This is a genomic window from Streptomyces sp. NPDC051310, from assembly GCF_044455245.1.
Lineage (GTDB): Bacteria > Actinomycetota > Actinomycetes > Streptomycetales > Streptomycetaceae > Streptomyces.
The window spans coordinates 262,205-280,791 of sequence record NZ_JBITEO010000005.1 but is presented as its reverse complement, the minus strand read 5'-3'; the positions used below and the strand labels follow the sequence as shown (position 1 = coordinate 280,791).

Below are 18,587 nucleotides of genomic sequence, written 5' to 3'. Positions count from 1 at the left end.
GACCGACCTAGGGAGCGGACACGGCCCGGGCGCCCTCGAGGGGGTGCCGGGCGGCGAGGGTGTCGAACGCGCGGTCGACGAGCGCGACCAGATCGTCCTGCTGGTCGCGCTCGGCCCAGTGGACCGTCACCTCCCGCAGGGCGCCCATCACGGCGGCGGTGAAGACCCGCACCTCCAGGTCGTCCGCCGCCCGTCCGGTCCGGTCGGCCAGCACCTGCGACAGCAGCCGCGAGGACTCCGCCATGGCCTCGGTCATCCGGGCGCGCACGGCCGGCACCCGCGCCAGGAGCACGGCCCGCTGCCGCAGCAGCTCGGGTTCGCGCCGCAGGACGCCGGCCACGGCCTCGGTGAACACGGCGCGCAGCGAGTCCAGCGGCTCCTCCCCGGCGGGCCGGGCCCGCAGCGCCTCGGCGACCGGACCGTACTCGTCGGTGAGGACGATGTCCTCCTTGGCCGGGAAGTACCGCACCACCGTGCTGGGCGAGACCTCCGCCGCCTCCGCGATCTGCTCGATCGTGGTCGCCTCGTACCCCCGCTCGGCGATCAGCCGGTACGCGGCCCGCCGGATCGCGAGACGGGTCTTGAGCTTCTTGCGCTCACGCAGGCCCATGGGCGGATGCGCGTCGGCGAGGGAGGGGCGTGCGGCCATGGAACCCATTGTTCCGGCTCACGCGTGCCGGTACGCCACGATCGAGATCCCGACGTAGTGGACGATGAACGCCGCCAGCGTGAGGGAGTGGAAGACCTCGTGGAAGCCGAACCACTGCGGTGACGGATCCGGCCGCTTGAAGCCGTACACCACGCCGCCCAGGCTGTAGAGCACCCCGCCGACGATCACCATGACCAGCACGGCGACGCCGCCCTTGTGCAGGAAGTCCGGCAGGAAGAAGACGGCCGCCCAGCCCATCGCGATGTAGCAGGGCGTGTAGAGCCAGCGCGGGGCGCCGACCCAGAACACCCGGAAGGCGATCCCCGCCACCGCAGCCGCCCAGATCGCCCACAGCAGCACCCGAGCGGTGGAGTCGGGGAGGAGCAGCAGCGTCAGCGGGGTATAGGTGCCCGCGATGATCAGAAAGATATTGGCGTGGTCGAGCCGGCGCAGGACGGCCGTGGCGCGCGGGCCCCAGTCGCCCCGGTGGTACAGCGCGCTCACCCCGAACAGGGCGCAGGCGGTCAGCACGTAGATGCCGCAGGCGATCCGGCCGCGCGTGGACTCGGCCAGGGCGGTGAGGACGATGCCCGCGATCAGGACCGCGGGAAACATGCCGGCGTGCAGCCAGCCGCGCAGCCGCGGCTTCAGTACGGCTGCCGCGGCCGACACGGAGGCGCTCACCGAGCTGGTCGCGGAGGTCTGCGCGGACGGGCGCGGGTCGTCGTCGGTCACTTCGGGCATGGCCGATGCAGTCATACCGGAATGCTACCTACGCATGAGTAGGTGGGGACCTGAGTGGCAATGCTCACGTGAGAGGCCCTCTGGACATATGCGCATCGGACGCGGATGATCAGATGAGTGCGGTCGGCACCGGATGAGCGCCAGATCAACCACGTGAAGCGTCCGGGTCGCAGCCCCCACGGGGCAGAAAACCTAAAACCCCTCAACAAGGAGCAATCGTGGCGCGCGACAACGCGGCTCCCTCCACCGTCGTCCCGACCAACCACCAGGAACTGATCTCCTGGGTCGACGAGATCGCAGCAATCACGCAGCCGGACGCCATCGTCTGGTGCGACGGTTCCGAAGCCGAGTACGAGCGCCTGTGCGAGGAGCTCGTCGCCAAGGGCACCTTCCGCAAGCTGGACCCGACGTCGCGCCCGAACTCGTACTACGCCGCGTCCGACCCCTCCGACGTGGCGCGCGTCGAGGACCGCACCTTCATCTGCTCCGAGAAGGAGGAGGACGCGGGCCCGACCAACCACTGGAAGGCCCCCGCCGAGATGCGGGAGATCTTCACCGGTGACCAGGGCATCTTCCGCGGCTCCATGAAGGGCCGCACGATGTACGTCGTGCCCTTCTGCATGGGCCCGCTCGGCTCGCCGCTCGCCGCCCTCGGCGTCGAGATCACCGACTCCGCGTACGTCGCCGTCTCCATGCGCACCATGACCCGGATGGGCCGCGCCGTCCTGGACGAGCTCGGCGACGACGGCTTCTTCGTCAAGGCCGTCCACACCCTCGGTGCCCCGCTGGAGCCCGGCCAGGAGGACGTGCCCTGGCCCTGCAACACCACCAAGTACATCTCGCACTTCCCCGAGAGCCGCGAGATCTGGTCGTACGGCTCCGGCTACGGCGGCAACGCCCTGCTCGGCAAGAAGTGCTACGCCCTGCGCATCGCGTCCGTCATGGCCCGCGACGAGGGCTGGCTCGCCGAGCACATGCTGATCCTCAAGCTCACCCCGCCGCAGGGCGAGGCGAAGTACGTCGCCGCGGCCTTCCCGTCGGCGTGCGGCAAGACCAACCTCGCCATGCTGGAGCCCACGATCTCCGGCTGGACGGTCGAGACGATCGGCGACGACATCGCGTGGATGCGGTTCGGCGAGGACGGCCGGCTGTACGCCATCAACCCCGAGGCGGGCTTCTTCGGCGTCGCGCCCGGCACCGGTGAGCACACCAACGCCAACGCCATGAAGACCCTGTGGGGCAACGCCGTCTTCACCAACGTCGCGCTCACCGACGACAACGACGTGTGGTGGGAGGGCATGACCGAGGAGGCGCCCAAGCACCTCACGGACTGGAAGGGCAACGACTGGACGCCGGACTCCGGGACCCCGGCCGCCCACCCCAACGCCCGCTTCACGGTCCCGGCCTCGCAGTGCCCGATCATCGCGCCCGAGTGGGAGGACCCCAAGGGCGTGCCGATCTCGGCGATCCTCTTCGGCGGCCGCCGCGCCTCGGCCGTCCCGCTGGTGACCGAGTCCTTCGACTGGCAGCACGGCGTCTTCCTCGGTGCGAACGTCGCCTCCGAGAAGACCGCCGCCGCCGAGGGCAAGGTCGGCGAGCTGCGCCGCGACCCGTTCGCGATGCTGCCGTTCTGCGGCTACAACATGGGCGACTACATGGCCCACTGGATCAAGGTCGGCAAGGACGCCGACCCGGCCAAGCTGCCGAAGATCTACTACGTGAACTGGTTCCGCAAGAACGACGCGGGCAAGTTCGTCTGGCCCGGGTTCGGTGAGAACAGCCGCGTCCTGAAGTGGATCGTCGAGCGCCTCGACGGCAAGGCCGAGGGCGTCGAGACGCCGATCGGCATCCTGCCGACCAAGGAGGCCCTGGACACCGACGGTCTCGACCTGCCCGAGGAGGACCTCGACTTCCTGCTCAAGGTCGACACCGAGGTCTGGCGCGAGGAGGCCGCCCTGGTGCCCGACCACCTCAACACCTTCGGCGACCACACGCCGAAGGAGCTGTGGGACGAGTACCGCGCCCTGGTCGCCCGCCTGGGCTGACCCGTGGACCTCGTGGCGGGTCAGCCCGACATCCGCCCTGACCTGTGGGTTCACGAATGACCCGCCGCGATGCAGTCGGCCCCCGAAGCTCCCTCAGGCTTCGGGGGCCGACCCCTTTTCGCTTTCTTCCCGGACCGGGCCCGGCGTCGTGACCTCCGCGCGTGGCAACACCCGGGTCGCGCCGGACCGGGCCGGAATGGGTGGCACCCGGTCCGCGCGCCGCAGCGGGCGCGGACCGGGGCCGACATGGGGTCTCCCGGCCCCTGGGGCCGGTTGACGGACCGGGCCGGCGCGGTGGCCGCCCGGACGGTGCTCCCTCAGGCGGCGCCCGCCGCGGCGACCGGACTCCGCCGGCCGTCCCGCAGCTCGTCGAGGGCGGCGGTGTGCGCGTCCATGCGCTCGGCGGCGAGGATCGCGGCGGCCGTGTCCGCCCGGGAGGCGGCGACGACCAGGGCCCGGCCGGCCAGGGCGTGCGCCCGGCGGTGCAGGGCCATCGGGTCGGCGCCGGTGAGGCCCGCGTGGCGCGCGGGCGGCGCGCCGCGCAGCCGGGCGACCTGCTGGGCGATCCGGTCCGCCGCCACGTCGTCGCTGAGCTCGTCGGTGACGGCGAGGAGCGCGGCGAGGTGTCCGGCGAGCTGGATGTCCAGCTCCTCCTCGCGCGAGCGGTGCGGGATGCGGTCCTGGGCGTCGTCGGCCATCCGGTGGACCGACTTGGTGCGGATCGGTTCGTACATGGTGGACGGCCTCCTGCTCTGCGTCAGGAGACCATCCTACATTGGATTCTGTCTAAAGTTGAGCTGGGGTCAAGCCAGGGGGTCAGGGCTGGCTGTAGCCGTCCAGGAAGTTCCCGATCCTCGTCACGGCGTCCGCCAGATCCGTGGCGTTCGGCAGCGTCACGATGCGGAAGTGGTCCGGCTCGTGCCAGTTGAAGCCCGTGCCGTGCACCACCATGATCTTCTCGGCCCGCAGCAGGTCCAGCACCATCTGCCGGTCGTCCTTGATCTTGAACACGGCCGGGTCCAGCCGCGGGAAGAGGTACAGCGCGCCCTTCGGCTTCACGCACGTCACACCCGGGATCTGCACCAGCAGCTCGTACGCCACGTCCCGCTGCTCCAGCAGCCGCCCGCCCGGCTGGACCAGGGACTCTATCGACTGCCGCCCCTGCAGCGCCGCGGCGATCGCGTGCTGCGCCGGCATGTTGGCGCACAGCCGCATGTTGGCCAGGATGGTCAGGCCCTCGATGTACGAGGAGGCGTGCGCCTTCGGTCCGCACACGGCCATCCAGCCGCTGCGGTAGCCCGCCACCCGGTAGTTCTTCGACATGCCGTTGAAGGTGAGCACCAGCAGGTCGGGGGCGAGCGCGGCGGTCGGGGTGTGGGTGACACCGTCGTAAAGGATCTTGTCGTAGATCTCGTCCGAGCAGACGACCAGGTTGTGCCGGCGGGCGATCTCCGTCAGACCGCGCAGCATCTCGTCGTCGTACACCGCACCCGTCGGGTTGTTCGGGTTGATGATGACGATGGCTTTGGTCCGGTCGGTGACCTTGCGCTCGATGTCGGCGAGGTCGGGCATCCAGTCCGCCTGCTCGTCGCAGCGGTAGTGCACCGCCGTACCGCCGGCGAGGGACACGGACGCCGTCCACAGCGGATAGTCCGGTGCCGGTACGAGCACCTCGTCGCCGTCGTCGAGCAGCGCCTGCATCGACATCTGGATGAGCTCCGAGACGCCGTTGCCGAGGTAGATGTCCTCGACCGACAGCGGGATGCCCTTGGTCTCGTAGTGGCTCATGACCGCCCGCCGGGCGGACAGCAGCCCCTTCGCGTCGCCGTAGCCGTGCGACTCGCCGAGGTTGCGCAGCATGTCCTCGAGGATCGCGGGCGGGCACTCGAAACCGAAGGCGGCGGGGTTGCCGGTGTTCAGCTTGAGGATGCGGTGACCTGCAGCCTCCAGCCGCATCGCCTCCTCGAGCACCGGGCCCCGGATTTCGTAACAGACGTTGGCGAGCTTCGTGGACTGGATCACCTGCATGCCGCGAGCTTACGGCGGCGGCTCGCGGGACGCCTCGTGTTTTGCGCCACTGGGACCGTACGAGCGGCGTGCGCGGGGCACCATCCGCCCATGGAATCTCTGCAGCGCTTCGGCGGATACGGCGTACTGATCACCGGCGCGGCCCGCGGCATCGGCGAGGCCACCGCCCGCAGGCTGGCCTCCGAGGGCGCCCGGGTCCTGGTCGCCGACCTCGACGGGAAGCTCGCGGACGAGGTGGCCGGCACCATTCCGGGAGCCGTGGGGCAGGCGTGCGACGTCGGCGACCGGGCGGCCGTCGAGGCGGCGGTCGCCCGCGCCGCCGAGACCTTCGGCCGGCTCGACGTACTGGTCAACAACGCCTCCTCCTGCACCCCGGACGCCGGGCGCTTCGAGGACGAGACGGACGAGGGGTGGCGGCGCGACCTGGACGTCACCCTCGGCGGCGCGATGCGGTGCGCGCGGGCCGCGCTGCCCCATCTGGAGGCCTCCGGCCGCGGCGCGATCGTCAACATCGGGACCGTCAACGGCCTGCAGTCCTTCGGCAACCACTCCTACAGCGCGGCCAAGGCCGGGCTCGGCTCGCTGACCCGCACCCTCGCGGCCCACGCCGCCGGGCGGGGCGTCCGCGTGAACCAGATCGACCCGGGAACCGTGCGCACCCGCGCGTGGGCGGGCCGCGAGCGCGGGCTGCGGGCGCTGGCCGAGCGCGTCTATCCGCTGGGCCGGGTGGGTGAGCCCGAGGACATCGCGGCGGCCGTGGCGTTCCTGGCGTCCCGCGACGCCTCCTGGATCACCGGCACCGCCCTCACCGTGGACGGCGGGCTGCTCGCGGTGAACACCGGCTTCCGCCGGGCACTGGACGCGACGGACGAGGACGGAGAGCTCCGCGGGTGAGGAACCCGCGCCGGTCGCTCACTGTGAGGGCGGGGAAGCGCTCCGCGGCCGCGGCCGATCCGCCGCCGGGGCCGGCCGGCCGGGCCGATAGGTTGGCCGGTCATGTGGGACATGAGCGCGGCCGGGTACCGCCGGCTGGGTGCGGCCGGGTCGCTCGCGGCAGCCGCGGGCGGCTGGGCCGCCGGCAGCCTCCCGGCCCGTGACCCGTGGAACCTGTGGGTGCCGCACGGCACGGCGGCGACCGCCGCGGCCGCCGTCCTCGCGTACGCCGGGCTCACGCTGCTCCTCGCCGCCTGGTGGGGGTACGGGCGGATCGCCCGCGAGGCGCCCGTGCGCGAGACGCTGACGACGCTCGCCTGGTGGACCGCACCCCTGTTGCTCGCGCCCCCGCTGTACAGCGCGGACGTCTACAGCTACATCGCGCAGGGCGCGATGGTCCTGGAGGGGCACGACGTCTACACGGCCGGGCCCGCGGTGCTCGACCCCGGCGGCCCGGGCGGTGACGCGGCGGCGAGCGTCGGCGGCCACTGGACGCACACACCCGCCCCCTACGGCCCGGTCTTCCTCGTCCTCGCCCAGGCGGTCACCTGGCTGACCGGCGGCGGCACGATCGTGCCCGCCGTGCTCGGCATGCGGCTCGTCGCCGTGGCCTCGCTGGCCCTCGTCGTCTGGGCGCTGCGGAACCTCGCCCGCGACCGGGGCCGCAGCGAGAGCGGCGCCCTGTGGCTGGGGGCGCTCAACCCGCTGCTGCTGATGCACGTGGTCGGCGGGATGCACAACGACGGCCTGATGACCGGCCTCATGCTCGCCGGGGCGGTGTGGGCGCTGCGCGGCCGCTGGATCGTGGGGAGCGCGCTGATCGGCCTCGCCGCGATGGTGAAGTCCCCGGCCGCGGTGGCGCTGCTCTTCGTCGGCGTGGCGGTCGCGCGGACCGCGACCGGGCCGTGCGCCCGCCGTGTCGCCAAGGGCCTGCTGGCCCCGGGCCTGGTGGCCGCAGCGGTCGCCGTCGCCGCCACCCTACTCACGGGCACCGGCTTCGGGTGGCTGCGCACCCAGGGGGTCGCCGGGACGATCCACACGGCCCTGTCGGCCACCAGCGATCTCGGCCTCGCCCTCGGCGAGCTGCTGCACCTGCTTCTCGGCACGGACCCCGACCCCGTCAAGGCCGCCGTCCAGCGCCTGGGACTCGCGGTGGCCCTCGCGCTGATCGCCCGGCTGGCGTGGCGCTCGCTGCGCGGCCGCCCCGACCCGGTGCACGCCCTCGGCCTGTCCCTGCTCGCGCTGGTCGCCCTCTCCCCGATGGTGCAGCCCTGGTACCTGCTGTGGGGCATGACCGCGGTCGCCGCCACCGCCGCCCGGGACGGCCGTGCCACCCGGGTCCTCGTGGTGCTGTCCCTGGCCCTGCCGTACGAGACGCAGCCCTCGGGCCACACCCCGGCGTACGGCTTCGCCCTCGCGGGCGCCGCCTGCCTGCTCGGGGTGTGGCTCGTGCGCCGGGAGAGGAGCCCGGTCGGCGTGTGACGCGCCGGGAGAGGAGCCCGGTCGGCGTGTGACGCGCCGGCCGGGCCCCGGTCAGCGCGGAGTGCGGCGGACGGCGCGGCCCGCCAGGGTGTCCGTGCGGCGGCCGTCCTCGATCACGAAACGGCCGTCGATCAGCACGTGCGGGATGCCGGCCGGCAGGGTGCGCGGGGCGTCGAAGGTCGAGCCGGCCGCGACCGTCGCCGGATCGAAGAGCACCAGGTCGGCTCGGTAGCCCTCGCGGACCAGGCCCCGGTCGGGGAGCCGCAGGCGGGCCGCCGGGCGGGAGGTGAGGTGCGCGACCGCCTCCTCCAGGGACAGCACGCCGAGCTCGCGCACGTACCGGCCCAGGTAGTGCGGGAAGGTGCCGTAGGCGCGCGGGTGCGGCTTGGCGCCCTGGAGGATGCCGTCGGAGCCGCCCGTGTGGACGCGGTGGCGCATGATCGCGCGGACGTTCTCCTCGTGGCCCACGTGCTGGAGGACCGTCGTCCCGAGCCGGTCGCCGATCAGCAGGCGGCGGGCGACGGTCCACGGCTCCTCGCCGCGGGCGTCCGCCGACTGCCGGACCGTCCTGCCGGTGAAGGCGGCGAGCGAGGGGTCGCCGACGCCCGAGATCTCGACGGTGTCCCACGCGACGGGCACGCCGTGGCAGCCGTCCGAGCCGACGACTTCGAGGTGGTGGCGGATGCGCTCGGCGGTCGCGTCGTCGCGCAGCCGGGCCAGGACCGCCTCCGGGCCGCCCTCGCTCGCCCAGCTCGGCAGCAGCGCGACCAGCGTCGTGCAGCCGGGCGTGTACGGGTAGGTGTCCAGGGTGATGTCCGCGCCCTCGGCCAGCGCCGCGTCGAGCAGCGCCAGCAGCTCGGGCGCCCTGCCCTCGTTGACGCCGAAGTTCATGGTGGCGTGGGCCAGGTGCAGCGCGCAGCCGGCCGCCCGCGCGAGGGCGACCATCTCCGCGTAGGCGCGCAGGGCGCCCTGCCCGTAACTGCGGTGGTGCGGGCAGTAGTAGCCGTCGTGCGCCGCGACGACCCGGCACAGCGCGGCGAGTTCGGAGTCGTCGGCGTACATGCCGGGCGTGTAGGTGAGGCCCGAGGACATGCCGACCGCGCCCTGCTCCATGCCCTCGGCGACCAGCGCCTCCATCCGGGCCTGCTCGGCGTCCGTGGGCGGGCGGTCCTCCCAGCCCATGACGTGGGCGCGCACCGTGCCCTGCGGGATCAGGTACGCGGCGTTCACCGCGATGCCCCGCCCGCCGAAGTTCCGGTCGAGGCGGTCGAGGTACTCGCCGACGGTCCGCCAGTCGAAGTCCACGGAGGTGTCGCCGGGCCCGCCGCCGTTCCAGCCGGCGATGGCGGTGCGGACCTCGTCGAGGGTGCGGTCGTCCACGGGTGCGTACGACAGGCCGTCCTGGCCGAGCACTTCCAGCGTGACGCCCTGCGCTGCCTTGGCACTGTGGTCCGGGTCGCGCAGCAGCGCCAGGTCGCTGTGGGCGTGCATGTCGATGAAGCCGGGGGCGAGCGCGAGTCCGTGGGCGTCCAGGACGCGCCGGCCCGGCAGCGCCGGTTCGCCCGGGGCGCGCAGGGCGGCGATCCTGCCGCCCTCGATGCCGACGTCGGCGCGGACGGAGGGCCCGCCCGTGCCGTCGACGACGCGGACGTCCCGTATGACGAGGTCCATGGCCACCGGCCCCTAGAAGAAGGTGCGGACGAAGTCGGTGACCGTGCCGTCCGCCTCCACGAGCGGGATCAGCTGCCACTTGTCGAACACCGTGCAGGGGTGGGACAGGCCCATCCCGACCCAGTCGCCCACCTCCAGCTCCGCGCCGTCGGCCGTGTCGAGCCAGGCGTGCTGGTCGGACAGGCGGCTCACCGTGATCCCGGTGGCCGGCCGGACCGAGCCGTCCCGCGCCGAGCGCACGACCTGCGCCTCGGGCAGGTGGAGGTCGTACGCCGCGTCCCGCTTGCCCGCGTTGACGAACGCCTGCCCGGGGGCCGGGCGGGACACCACCTGGGCCCACAGGCGGAACGCGGGCTGCAGGGCGCCCTCGTCGGGGACCCGGTTGAAAGGCGTGAGGGCGCGGTACTGGCCGTCGTCGTGCGACACGTACGCGCCGGAGCGCAGCAGCTTCAGCACCGGCCGCGACAGCGGCGGCAGGTCGGCGAACACCTCCGCGACCGTGTCGAACCAGGCGCTGCCGCCGGCGCTGACGACGATCTCCTCGACGCCGGCCGGGAAGCGGCCCGCCTCGTCCAGGCGGACCGCGAGCGCGGTGAGCCGGCGCAGCCAGTCCCGGACGGCCGTTCCGGTCGCCTGCGGGACCTCGCCCTCGTATCCGGCGACGCCCACCAGCCGCAGGTGCCGGGCCGTGGCGACGGCCTCCGCGACGGCGTCGCAGTCGGCCTCCGTGCGCGCCCCCGTGCGGGCGCCGTCGCCCGCGCCCAGCTCGACGACGACGTCGACGGGGCGTGCCGCGCCGTCGAGCGCCCGGTCCATCAGCTCCACGCCGCGCACCGAGTCGACGTAGCAGACGAAGTGGAAGCCGGGGTCCTCGGCGAGCTCCCGCGCGAGCCAGCGCAGGGCGGCGGCGTCGACGAGCTCGTTGGCGAGGAAGATCCGCGGGACGCCGAACGCCCGGTAGACGCGCGCCTGGTGCGGTACGGCGGCGGTGATGCCCCAGGCGCCGTACGCGAGCTGGCGCGCGAAGAGCTGCGGCGCCATGGAGGTCTTGCCGTGCGGGGCGAAGGCCAGGCCGTGCCGCTCGGAGTACGCCTCCAGGACGGCGAGGTTGTGCTCGACGGACTCGGCGGAGAGCGCGAGCACGGGCGTGGTGAAACCACCGGTGAAGAGGTTGCGGCGCTGGGCGGCGAGCTCGCCGACGGTCAGGCCCTCGGCGTCGAACGGCAGCCCCTTGAAGCGGTGGTCGACACGCTCGTCCCGGAGGCGGTCGATGGTGTCGGCGGCGTCCGTCATGCGCGCCCCTCCCTCTCTGTGGTGCACAGTTGCAGTTGTTGCAACGGTCGTTGCGTATAACGCTCGCCGCTGTCTAACATCCGGCGCAACGCCGGGTCAATGGATCCGCCGCGCCCCTGAGGAGCCCAGCGTGACCGGAAGCGACGTCGTCTGTCTCGGCGAGTCCATGGTCGCCTTCCTGCCTTCCCGCCCGGGCCGCCTCGCCGACGTGCCCTCGTTCACCCGGGCCATCGGCGGCGCCGAGTCCAACGTCGCCTGCGCCCTGGCCGCCGCCGGGCACCGGGTCCGGTGGGTCAGCCGGGTCGGCGCGGACGGCTTCGGCGACCACCTGGTGGAGGCGGTCGCGGCGTACGGCGTCGACACCTCCGCGGTGCGGCGCGACCCGCTGCGCCCCACCGGGGTCTACTTCCGCACGGCGGCCGACCGCGGCACCGACGCCCACGAGGTCGTCTACCACCGCGCCGGCTCGGCCGCGTCGGCCATGTCCCCGCAGACCGTCCCGTACGAGGACCTGCGGTCCACCCGCGTGCTGCACCTGTCGGGCATCACGGCCGCCCTCTCCCCGGGCTGCCTCGCGCTGATGCGCGACCTGACGCGCCGGCGCCCCGGGCGGCCGCTGGTCTCCTTCGACGTGAACCACCGCCCGGGGCTGTGGCGCGCCGCGCCCGCCGCCCCCTCCGTGCTGCTCGACCTGGCCCGCGGGGCCGACGTCGTCTTCGTCGGCGAGGACGAGGCGGCCGCGGCGTGGTCCGTGCGCGGGCCGTCCGCGATCCGCGAGGCCCTCCCCGAGCCGGAGGTCCTGGTGGTGAAGCAGGGCGCGCGGGGCGCCACGGCCTTCGCCCGCCGCCCGGCGCACTCCCCGGCCCTCGCGCCGGACGACCGGCCCGCACCCGCCCGCGCACCCACGCCCGACCCCGCCCCCGCGCGGGACGACCGGCCCGCATCCGCACCCGCATCCGCCCCCGCGGCCGACGTCGTCGTCTCCGTCAGCGCGCCCCGCGTCGACGTCGTCGCGGCCGTCGGCGCCGGCGACGCCTTCGCCGCCGGGTTCCTCGGCGCGACCCTGCGCGGGCTCGGCCTGGCGGCACGGCTGCGGCACGGTCACCTCATGGCCGCCGCCGCGCTCACCGTGCCCGGCGACCTCGCCGCGCCGCCCGGTGCCGCACTCGCCGACCGGCTCGCGGCCCTGGACGACGACGCCTGGGGGAGACTGCACCTCGGCCCCGGCTGGACGCGGACCGGGGAGGACCAGGAGGTACGCACGCCATGAGCCAGACAGTCGACCGCGCGCTCAGCATCCTGCCGCTGCTCGCGCAGGGCCCCGCCGACCTCGGCCGGGTCGCCGAGGCGCTCGGCGTGCACAAGTCGACCGCCCTGCGGCTGCTGCGCACCCTCCACGAGCACGGACTGGTCTACCGTCAGGAGGACCAGCGCTACCGCCTCGGCGCCCGGCTCTTCGCGCTCGCCCAGGAGGCCGTCGAGAACCTCGACATCCGCGGGATCGCCCACCCCCACCTCGTACGGCTGGGCGAGCAGACCGGCCACACCGTCCACCTGGCCGTGTACGAGGAGGGCGAGGTGCTCTACATCGACAAGGTCGAGAGCCGCTACCCGGTGCGGATGTACTCGCGGATCGGCAAGCCCGTCGCGATCACCGTCGCCGCCGTCGCCAAGCTGCTCCTCGCCGACCTCCCCGAGGCCGAGCGCCGCGCCCTCGCCGCGAAGCTCGACTACCCCATGTACACGCCCCGTTCGATCCCGAACGCCGCCGCCTTCCTCACGGAGCTGGCGGCCGTCCGCGAACAGGGCTGGGCCACCGACCTCGGCGGCCACGAGGAGTCCATCAACTGCGTCGCGGCCCCCGTGCGCGGCCCCGACGGCCGCGTCGCCGCCGCCATGTCCGTGTCGGCCCCCAACGTCGTCGTCACCGCCGACGAACTCCTCGCCCTGCTCCCGCTGGTGCGCCGGACCGCCGACGCGATCACCCGGGACTACTCCGGCACCACACCACCGAAGGACACCCCATGACCGAGAAGACCGCGCTCACCCCCGCCACCCACACCGCGCCGCCGGCCGCCTTCTCCCACGGCGTGCGCAAGGGCAACATCCTCCAGGTCGCCGGCCAGGTCGGCTTCCTCCCGGCGGTCGAGGGCCGGGCCCCGGCCGTCGCGGGCCCCACCCTGCGGGAGCAGACCCTGCAGACCCTGGCCAATGTCGAGGCGGTCCTCACGGAGGGCGGCGCCACCTGGGACGACGTGGTGATGATCCGCGTCTACCTCACGGACACGGCGCACTTCGCCGAGATGAACGAGATCTACGACGCGTACTTCCGGGACCTGACCGTGCCCCCGGCCGCCCGCACCACGGTGTACGTCGGCCTCCCCGCGGGCCTGCTCATCGAGATCGACGCGCTGGCCGTCCTGGGCTGAGGACCGTGCGGCGGCGGCGCCGGGCGGCTCGGCGCGGCCGCGTACGGAGCCGTCGTGGCACGGCGGCGACGCGCGTGCCACGACGGTCCTCACGCCATCAGGCGCAGTACTGCTGCTCCTTGCCGATCGACCGGTACATGCAGTCCGCGTTCTCGATCAGCTGCAGCACCGCGTCCCGGTTGCGGCTGGTCTCGCGCTCGATGACCTCGTCGGGCGGGTAGAAGCCGCCACCGCCGGAGCCCCTCGGGTACATCTCGAAGGTGTAGCCGAAGATCTTGTGCACGCCCCAGAGGTAGTCGTCGATCGACCCGTCGGTGACGTACAGGTCGCTCGACTGCTGCGGGGTGTAGCCGTTGCTCGCGGCCATCTTGCGGCCGACCGCCGCGAAGGCGTCACGGTCGTCCTGGGTCAGGCCGGGAGCCGTGTCGTTGTACGTGTAGCCGTACGGCCAGAGCACGAGCTCGCTGTACGTGTGGAAGTCGATGGCCGCCCGGATCTGCTGCTTGCCGCCCACGGCGCGCGAGCGGACGAAGTCGGCGACGACCTTCACCTCGGGGGCGGACTCGGGCGCCGGGCCGCGGTAGGTCTCGGAGCTCGGGGAACCCGAGGAGCCGCCGCAGCAGCCCCACTTGAAGTTCCAGTTGCGGTTCATGTCGGTGCCGATGTACGAGGAGCCGGAGTTGGGCTGGCGGTTCTTGCGCCACATGCGGTAGGAGCCGGAGGCGATGTCGTACTCGCCGCCGTCCGGGTTGAGGTCGGGGATGATCCAGATCTCGCGGTTGTTCACCGCGCTGGTGATCCGGGCGTCGCTCCCGTACCCGGCGCCGAGTTCGCGCAGCAGGTACAGCGCCATCTCGACGGTGAGGTGCTCACGGGCGTGCTGGTGGTGGGTGAAGAGCACCTCGGGCTCGTTCTCGTCCGTCGCCACGTTGTCGCTGATCTTGATGGCCACGATGTCCCGGCCCTGGTACGTCTTGCCGATGACCCGGCGGCTCATGATGTTCGGGTACTGCTGGAGCCGCTGGCCGATCTCCGCGTTCATCTCGGCGTAGTTGTGGTACCGCGCGTCGGCGGAGGGGAAGTCCATGGCGCCGACGGACTTCCCGCCGGAGCGGTCGGGCGGCGCGGGCAGGGCTTCGAGCTCGTAGCCGAGGGCCCGCAGCCGCTTCGCCTGCCGGGCGTCGGCGCTGACCACGACCGCGTGGGAATCGGCCTCGTCGATCGAGACGCCGGTCGCGGCGAGGGCGGTGCGCTCGGCCGCGGTGGACGGGCCGTGGATCTCGTACTGCCGGATGACCTCCTCCGTGGTGGCGGCGGGGGTGGCCGGCACGTCGGCGGCCGTCGTGGTGGTGGCGGCGAGCGGTGCCGCGACGGCGAGCGCCAGTAAGGCCGTGAGGGTGGCGGACCTTCTGCCGCGCGCGCCGCGTATGCGAAGTCGCATGCTTGTCGTCTCCTGGGTGGGGGGTACGGGGTGGCTCTCCCCGTGCGAGGCATCGTGAGGCCCTGGCATGACCGCGTCAAGGGGCGCCTCCGGCCAAGGTCACGTCCGGCCGGTCCCCTTGCGGGATCGCCGGGGACCCGCTTTCGTGACGGAACGTCGACGATCACGAGCGGAAGGTGGGCGGACATGGCAGGTGCAGAGACCGTACGGAGCGAGGAGGCCGGCGGGAGCGCCCCGCCCCGCAGGCCGAGCTGGCGCTCCATCGGCCCGGGGATCGTCGTCGCGGCCACCGGCGTCGGTGCCGGCGACCTGGTCGCGACGCTCATCGCCGGCAGCAAGTTCGGCTACACGCTCCTGTGGGCCGCCGTCGTCGGCTGCCTCGTCAAGATCGCGCTCGCGGAGGCCGCCGGCCGCTGGCACCTGGCCACCGGCCGCACCCTCTTCGACGGCTGGCGCAGCCTCGGTGCCTGGACGACCGTCTACTTCGTCGGGTACGTCGTCGTCTGGGGCTTCGTCTACGGCGCCGCCGCCATGTCCTCCAGCGCACTGCCGCTGAGCGCGCTCTTCCCGGACGTCATGGACCTGAAGTGGTGGGCCGTGCTGTGCGGCCTGACCGGGCTGGTCTTCGTCTGGTTCAACCGGTACGCCGTCTTCGAGAAGGTCATGACGGTCCTGGTCGGCGTGATGTTCGTGGTCACCGTCTACCTCGCCGTCCGGGTCACCCCGCACCTCGGGTCCGCGGTGGCCGGCCTGGCACCGGTCCTGCCGGAGGGCTCGCTCGTCTACACCCTGGGCCTCATCGGCGGTGTCGGCGGCACCATCACGCTGGCGGCGTACGGCTACTGGGTGAACGCCAAGGGCTGGAACGACATCAGCTGGATCAGGGTCATGCGGCTCGACAACCGCGTCGCCTACATCACCACCGGCATCTTCGTCGTCGCCATGCTCTTCGTCGGCGCCGAGCTGCTGCACTCCTCCGGCGTGGCGCTGGCCAAGGGCGACAAGGGGCTCCTCGACCTCGGCGAGGTGCTGGAGACCCGGTACGGCACCGCGACCGCCAAGCTCTTCCTGGTCGGCTTCTTCGCCACCTCCTTCACCTCCCTCATCGGCGTCTGGCACGGCGTGAGCCTGATGTTCGCCGACTTCGTCACCCGCTTCCGCAAACAGCGCGGCGGCGGTGACGCGACCGTGGTCGTGGAGCGCGAGAAGTCGCTGCCGTTCCGGGCGTACCTGCTGTGGCTGACCTTCCCGCCGATCAGCCTGCTCTTCCTGGACCAGCCGTTCGGCCTGGTGATCGTGTACGGCGTGATCGGCGCGTTCTTCATGCCGTTCCTGGCGCTCACCCTGGTCTGGCTGCTCAACTCGGAGCGCACGCCGCGGGAGTGGCGCAACGGCGTGCTCAGCAACGCCGTGCTGGTCGCGGCCGGGCTGCTGTTCGTCGTGCTGTGCGTGCAGCAGGTGCGCGAGCTGCCCTGGTAGATACTGCGGGCATGAGCATGCCGCCACCGCCGCCGGGCTTCGGGCCCCCGATACCCGTGACACAGCCGTACCCGCACGCGCACCCCTATCAGCAGCCGCAGCCGCAGCCGCACCCGTACCAGCCGCCGCAGCCGGCCGCCCCGGCCGACGGCCCGGAGTTCGTCGCGCACGACCGGCACAACTCCGTGGTCGTCGATGCCTCCGGAATCGGCCTGGAGGTCAACGGCCACACCATGGACTTCCCGTGGGCCGGGGTCGCGACGGCGCACTTCGCCCCCGCGCCCCACGGCCATGTGCTCATGGTGGCCGTACGCCACCCCGGCGGCATGCTCTACGAGTGCCGGGTCGCCGCACGCCGCAGGGCCCAGCTCGACCAGTGGCTGGCCGAGCTGGGTCCCGTACTGCACCACTACCTGGCGAACCGTCCGCCCGTCTGAGGCGCTACGGCAGGTTGTGCACGTGCGGGCCGACCGCGTTGGACCAGGCGTTGCCGGCGGTCGCGTCCCAGTTCGTGGACCAGGTCATCGCGCCGCGCAGCGCCGGGTAGGTCTTCGACGGCTTGAAGGAGCCGCAGCCGGTGCCGCGCGTCAGGCAGTCGAGCGCGTTCCTCACCACCGACGGGTCGACGTACCCGCTGCCCGCGCCCCGCGGCGAGGCCGGGACGCCGAGCCCCACCTGCGAGGCGTCCAGGCCGCCCTCCAGCTGGATGCAGGCCAGCGCGGTCAGGAAGTCCACGGACCCCTGCGCGTACACCTTGCCGTCGCAGCCGAGCATGGAGCCGCTGTTGTAGTACTGCATGTTCACGACCGTGAGGATGTCCTTCACGGCCAGCGCCGTCCGGAAGTACTCGGTGCCGGTGTTCTGCATGTCGATGGTCTGGGGCGCCATCGTCAGCACCATGCCCGGCCCCGCCTTCGCGGACAGCTGGCGCAGTGCCTTCGTCAGGTACGTGGAGTTGATGCCGTGCTCCAGGTCGATGTCGACCCCGCTGAAGCCGTACTCCTGCATCAGCGCGTACGCGCTGTTCGCGAAGGCCGTCGCCGACGCGTCGCTGTTGATGGTGACGTTGCCCTTCTCGCCGCCCACCGAGATGATCACCGACTTGCCGGCGGCCTTCTTCGCCGCGATGTCCGCCTTGAAGTCGGCCACCGAGGCGTAGCCGACGGCCGGGTCGAGGTTGAAGACGATCTGGCCGGGCGTCGCCGTCGAGTCGGCGAACGACACGGCGATGATGTCGTACTGCGCCTGCACGTCCCGCAGCTTCTGCACGGTCGCGCCGTTGTCGAAGTTCTGCCAGTAGCCGGTCACCGCGTGCCGCGGCACCGCGGGGTTCGGGTTCGTCCCGCCGTCCGACGTCCTGCCGGTGACCACCGCCGACTTCGCCGACTCGCCCGCCGCGTTGGACGCGCTGACCTGGAAGCCGTACGAGGTGTTCGCGGCCAGGCCCGTCACCGTCGCCGAGGTCCCGGTCACGGACTGGACCCTGGTGCCGTCGCGGTAGACGTGGTAGCCGGTGGCGCCGGGGACGGCGTTCCAGCTCAGGGCGACCGACGACGGGGTCACCGCGCCGGCGGTCAGCCCGGCGGGCGTGGCGGGGACCACCGGGTCGGGGTCGCCGCCCCCGCCCCCGTCGGGTCCGAACACCGAGACGTCGTCGACGAGGTAGGCGGCCTGCCCGTACCAGCCGTGCGTGTAGACCGTCACCCGCGTGGTGTTCGCGCCGGTGGTGAAGCGGGTGGTCAGCTGCTTCCAGCCGGCCGAGTCCGGCGTCCACGCCGACACGTCGGTGGTGCCGGTGCCGGTGGCGCCGAGGTACGCGTACCCGCCCTGCACCCAGGCGCTCAGCGTGTACGTGGAGTTGGGCCGGACTGCCACGGTCTGCGCGCAGCGGGCGTTGTCCTGCCCGCCGGGCGTGGCCTTGAGCGCGGCGGTCCCGGTGCGCACGGGGGAGGAGACCGTGGCGCCGCTGCCCGCCGAACAGGTCCAGTCGGCGAGCCCGGCCTCGAAGCCGGCGTTCCTGGCGACGTTGACGTCGGCGGCGTACGCGGTGCCGGCTCCGCCGGTGACCGCCAGGCCGGATCCGACGGCGAGTGCCAGGGCACCGCCGAGCCATCTGCGTGAGCGTGAGCGGTCCACTTGCTGCCTCCGGTGGGGGAGTCGGGGGTACGGAAGGAGAACGGTGGCCACCGCTGGCGTAAAGTTGGTCCAGACCAATCCCGTTGTCAAGGCCCCCGGCGCCGAAGCCCGGTGAGGGCCCATCACCCGTCCGGATGATTCGAATGACCGGCGGCAGCCGCGGCTCCTCCGGAACTCCCGTCCCGCAAGCGTCCCGAAAGGTGTTCTCTGCCTCGTAGGACGTGGATAAAGTGCAGGGCAGAAGCAGCAGGGAAGCA

The 18,587-nt window shown here is 72.8% G+C and carries 16 protein-coding genes; 8 read left to right on the top strand and 8 right to left on the bottom strand.

Annotation, left to right across the window (positions count from 1 at the left end):
- Positions 1-7: 7 nt before the first annotated feature.
- Positions 8-658 (bottom strand): TetR/AcrR family transcriptional regulator, encoded by a 651-nt coding sequence (locus tag ACIA79_RS10380; protein WP_399427749.1) that lies wholly within the window; start codon positions 656-658, stop codon positions 8-10.
- Between the two features lie 9 nt (positions 659-667).
- A complete protein-coding gene (locus ACIA79_RS10375; protein WP_399427748.1) occupies positions 668-1,408 on the bottom strand; it encodes a hemolysin III family protein in 741 nt (246 codons plus the stop codon).
- Between the two features lie 203 nt (positions 1,409-1,611).
- On the opposite strand from ACIA79_RS10375, the gene ACIA79_RS10370 reads away from it, so the two are divergent.
- On the top strand, positions 1,612-3,438 hold the full coding sequence (locus ACIA79_RS10370) for a phosphoenolpyruvate carboxykinase (GTP) (protein WP_399427747.1): 1,827 nt from the start codon (positions 1,612-1,614) through the stop codon (positions 3,436-3,438).
- 317 nt (positions 3,439-3,755) lie between these two features.
- Here ACIA79_RS10370 and ACIA79_RS10365 read toward each other — a convergent pair whose 3' ends face one another.
- Both ACIA79_RS10365 and ACIA79_RS10360 read right to left on the bottom strand, forming a co-directional pair.
- The gene (locus ACIA79_RS10365; protein WP_399427746.1) at positions 3,756-4,172 is read right to left on the bottom strand and encodes a hypothetical protein; all 417 of its coding nucleotides are present in this window, start codon (positions 4,170-4,172) and stop codon (positions 3,756-3,758) included.
- An 82-nt stretch (positions 4,173-4,254) separates the two neighbouring features.
- Positions 4,255-5,466 (bottom strand): pyridoxal phosphate-dependent aminotransferase, encoded by a 1,212-nt coding sequence (locus ACIA79_RS10360; RefSeq protein WP_399427745.1) that lies wholly within the window; start codon positions 5,464-5,466, stop codon positions 4,255-4,257.
- Positions 5,467-5,556: 90 nt separating this feature from the next.
- Here ACIA79_RS10360 and ACIA79_RS10355 point away from each other — a divergent pair, with 90 nt between their 5' ends.
- Both ACIA79_RS10355 and mptB read left to right on the top strand, forming a co-directional pair.
- Positions 5,557-6,360 (top strand): SDR family NAD(P)-dependent oxidoreductase, encoded by an 804-nt coding sequence (locus ACIA79_RS10355; protein ID WP_399427744.1) that lies wholly within the window; start codon positions 5,557-5,559, stop codon positions 6,358-6,360.
- A gap of 102 nt (positions 6,361-6,462) precedes the next feature.
- Positions 6,463-7,881 (top strand): polyprenol phosphomannose-dependent alpha 1,6 mannosyltransferase MptB, encoded by a 1,419-nt coding sequence (gene mptB / locus ACIA79_RS10350; protein ID WP_399427743.1) that lies wholly within the window; start codon positions 6,463-6,465, stop codon positions 7,879-7,881.
- 51 nt (positions 7,882-7,932) lie between these two features.
- Here the strand turns inward: mptB and ACIA79_RS10345 are convergent, their stop codons facing one another.
- Positions 7,933-9,552, bottom strand: coding sequence for an amidohydrolase family protein (locus tag ACIA79_RS10345; protein ID WP_399427742.1), 1,620 nt, complete (start codon positions 9,550-9,552; stop codon positions 7,933-7,935).
- A gap of 12 nt (positions 9,553-9,564) precedes the next feature.
- Positions 9,565-10,845, bottom strand: a complete 1,281-nt coding sequence (locus ACIA79_RS10340; protein WP_399427741.1) for an amino acid deaminase — start codon at positions 10,843-10,845, stop codon at positions 9,565-9,567.
- Between the two features lie 166 nt (positions 10,846-11,011).
- Between ACIA79_RS10340 and ACIA79_RS10335 the strand changes: the two genes are divergently transcribed.
- Genes ACIA79_RS10335 through ACIA79_RS10325 form a run of 3 tightly spaced genes read left to right on the top strand, consistent with a single transcriptional unit; the run spans position 11,012 to position 13,274 of the window.
- Positions 11,012-12,115: a sugar kinase gene (locus ACIA79_RS10335; protein ID WP_399427838.1), complete on the top strand. Its 1,104-nt coding sequence runs from the start codon at positions 11,012-11,014 to the stop codon at positions 12,113-12,115.
- The gene (locus ACIA79_RS10330) at positions 12,112-12,873 is read left to right on the top strand and encodes an IclR family transcriptional regulator (protein WP_399427740.1); all 762 of its coding nucleotides are present in this window, start codon (positions 12,112-12,114) and stop codon (positions 12,871-12,873) included. The genes ACIA79_RS10335 and ACIA79_RS10330 overlap by 4 nt, the downstream gene beginning before the upstream one ends.
- Entirely contained in the window at positions 12,870-13,274 is a 405-nt protein-coding gene (locus ACIA79_RS10325) for a RidA family protein (protein ID WP_399427739.1), read from the top strand. Before ACIA79_RS10330 ends, ACIA79_RS10325 begins: the two co-directional genes overlap by 4 nt.
- Before the next feature lie 97 nt (positions 13,275-13,371).
- Here ACIA79_RS10325 and ACIA79_RS10320 read toward each other — a convergent pair whose 3' ends face one another.
- Complete coding sequence (locus ACIA79_RS10320; RefSeq protein ID WP_399427738.1) at positions 13,372-14,715, bottom strand: M14 family metallopeptidase; 1,344 nt, start codon at positions 14,713-14,715, stop codon at positions 13,372-13,374.
- Between the two features lie 186 nt (positions 14,716-14,901).
- Here ACIA79_RS10320 and ACIA79_RS10315 point away from each other — a divergent pair, with 186 nt between their 5' ends.
- Positions 14,902-16,194, top strand: coding sequence for an Nramp family divalent metal transporter (locus tag ACIA79_RS10315; RefSeq protein ID WP_399427737.1), 1,293 nt, complete (start codon positions 14,902-14,904; stop codon positions 16,192-16,194).
- An 11-nt stretch (positions 16,195-16,205) separates the two neighbouring features.
- A complete protein-coding gene (locus ACIA79_RS10310) occupies positions 16,206-16,631 on the top strand; it encodes a hypothetical protein (protein WP_399427736.1) in 426 nt (141 codons plus the stop codon).
- A 4-nt stretch (positions 16,632-16,635) separates the two neighbouring features.
- Here ACIA79_RS10310 and ACIA79_RS10305 read toward each other — a convergent pair whose 3' ends face one another.
- Positions 16,636-18,330, bottom strand: coding sequence for a chitinase (locus tag ACIA79_RS10305; protein ID WP_399427735.1), 1,695 nt, complete (start codon positions 18,328-18,330; stop codon positions 16,636-16,638).
- Positions 18,331-18,587 lie beyond the last annotated feature (257 nt).

What these genes read in the sequence shown, in the direction of transcription:
- ACIA79_RS10355 (WP_399427744.1), top strand. Translation starts at nt 5,557, where the DNA reads ATGGAATCTCTGCAGCGCTTCGGCGGATACGGCGTACTGATCACCGGC.
- ACIA79_RS10380 (WP_399427749.1), bottom strand. Translation starts at nt 658, where the DNA reads ATGGGTTCCATGGCCGCACGCCCCTCCCTCGCCGACGCGCATCCGCCC.
- ACIA79_RS10310 (WP_399427736.1), top strand. Translation starts at nt 16,206, where the DNA reads ATGAGCATGCCGCCACCGCCGCCGGGCTTCGGGCCCCCGATACCCGTG.
- ACIA79_RS10345 (WP_399427742.1), bottom strand. Translation starts at nt 9,552, where the DNA reads ATGGACCTCGTCATACGGGACGTCCGCGTCGTCGACGGCACGGGCGGG.
- ACIA79_RS10320 (WP_399427738.1), bottom strand. Translation starts at nt 14,715, where the DNA reads ATGCGACTTCGCATACGCGGCGCGCGCGGCAGAAGGTCCGCCACCCTC.
- ACIA79_RS10365 (WP_399427746.1), bottom strand. Translation starts at nt 4,172, where the DNA reads ATGTACGAACCGATCCGCACCAAGTCGGTCCACCGGATGGCCGACGAC.
- ACIA79_RS10315 (WP_399427737.1), top strand. Translation starts at nt 14,902, where the DNA reads ATGGCAGGTGCAGAGACCGTACGGAGCGAGGAGGCCGGCGGGAGCGCC.
- ACIA79_RS10335 (WP_399427838.1), top strand. Translation starts at nt 11,012, where the DNA reads ATGGTCGCCTTCCTGCCTTCCCGCCCGGGCCGCCTCGCCGACGTGCCC.
- mptB (WP_399427743.1), top strand. Translation starts at nt 6,463, where the DNA reads ATGTGGGACATGAGCGCGGCCGGGTACCGCCGGCTGGGTGCGGCCGGG.
- ACIA79_RS10325 (WP_399427739.1), top strand. Translation starts at nt 12,870, where the DNA reads ATGACCGAGAAGACCGCGCTCACCCCCGCCACCCACACCGCGCCGCCG.
- ACIA79_RS10330 (WP_399427740.1), top strand. Translation starts at nt 12,112, where the DNA reads ATGAGCCAGACAGTCGACCGCGCGCTCAGCATCCTGCCGCTGCTCGCG.
- ACIA79_RS10340 (WP_399427741.1), bottom strand. Translation starts at nt 10,845, where the DNA reads ATGACGGACGCCGCCGACACCATCGACCGCCTCCGGGACGAGCGTGTC.
- ACIA79_RS10375 (WP_399427748.1), bottom strand. Translation starts at nt 1,408, where the DNA reads ATGACTGCATCGGCCATGCCCGAAGTGACCGACGACGACCCGCGCCCG.
- ACIA79_RS10360 (WP_399427745.1), bottom strand. Translation starts at nt 5,466, where the DNA reads ATGCAGGTGATCCAGTCCACGAAGCTCGCCAACGTCTGTTACGAAATC.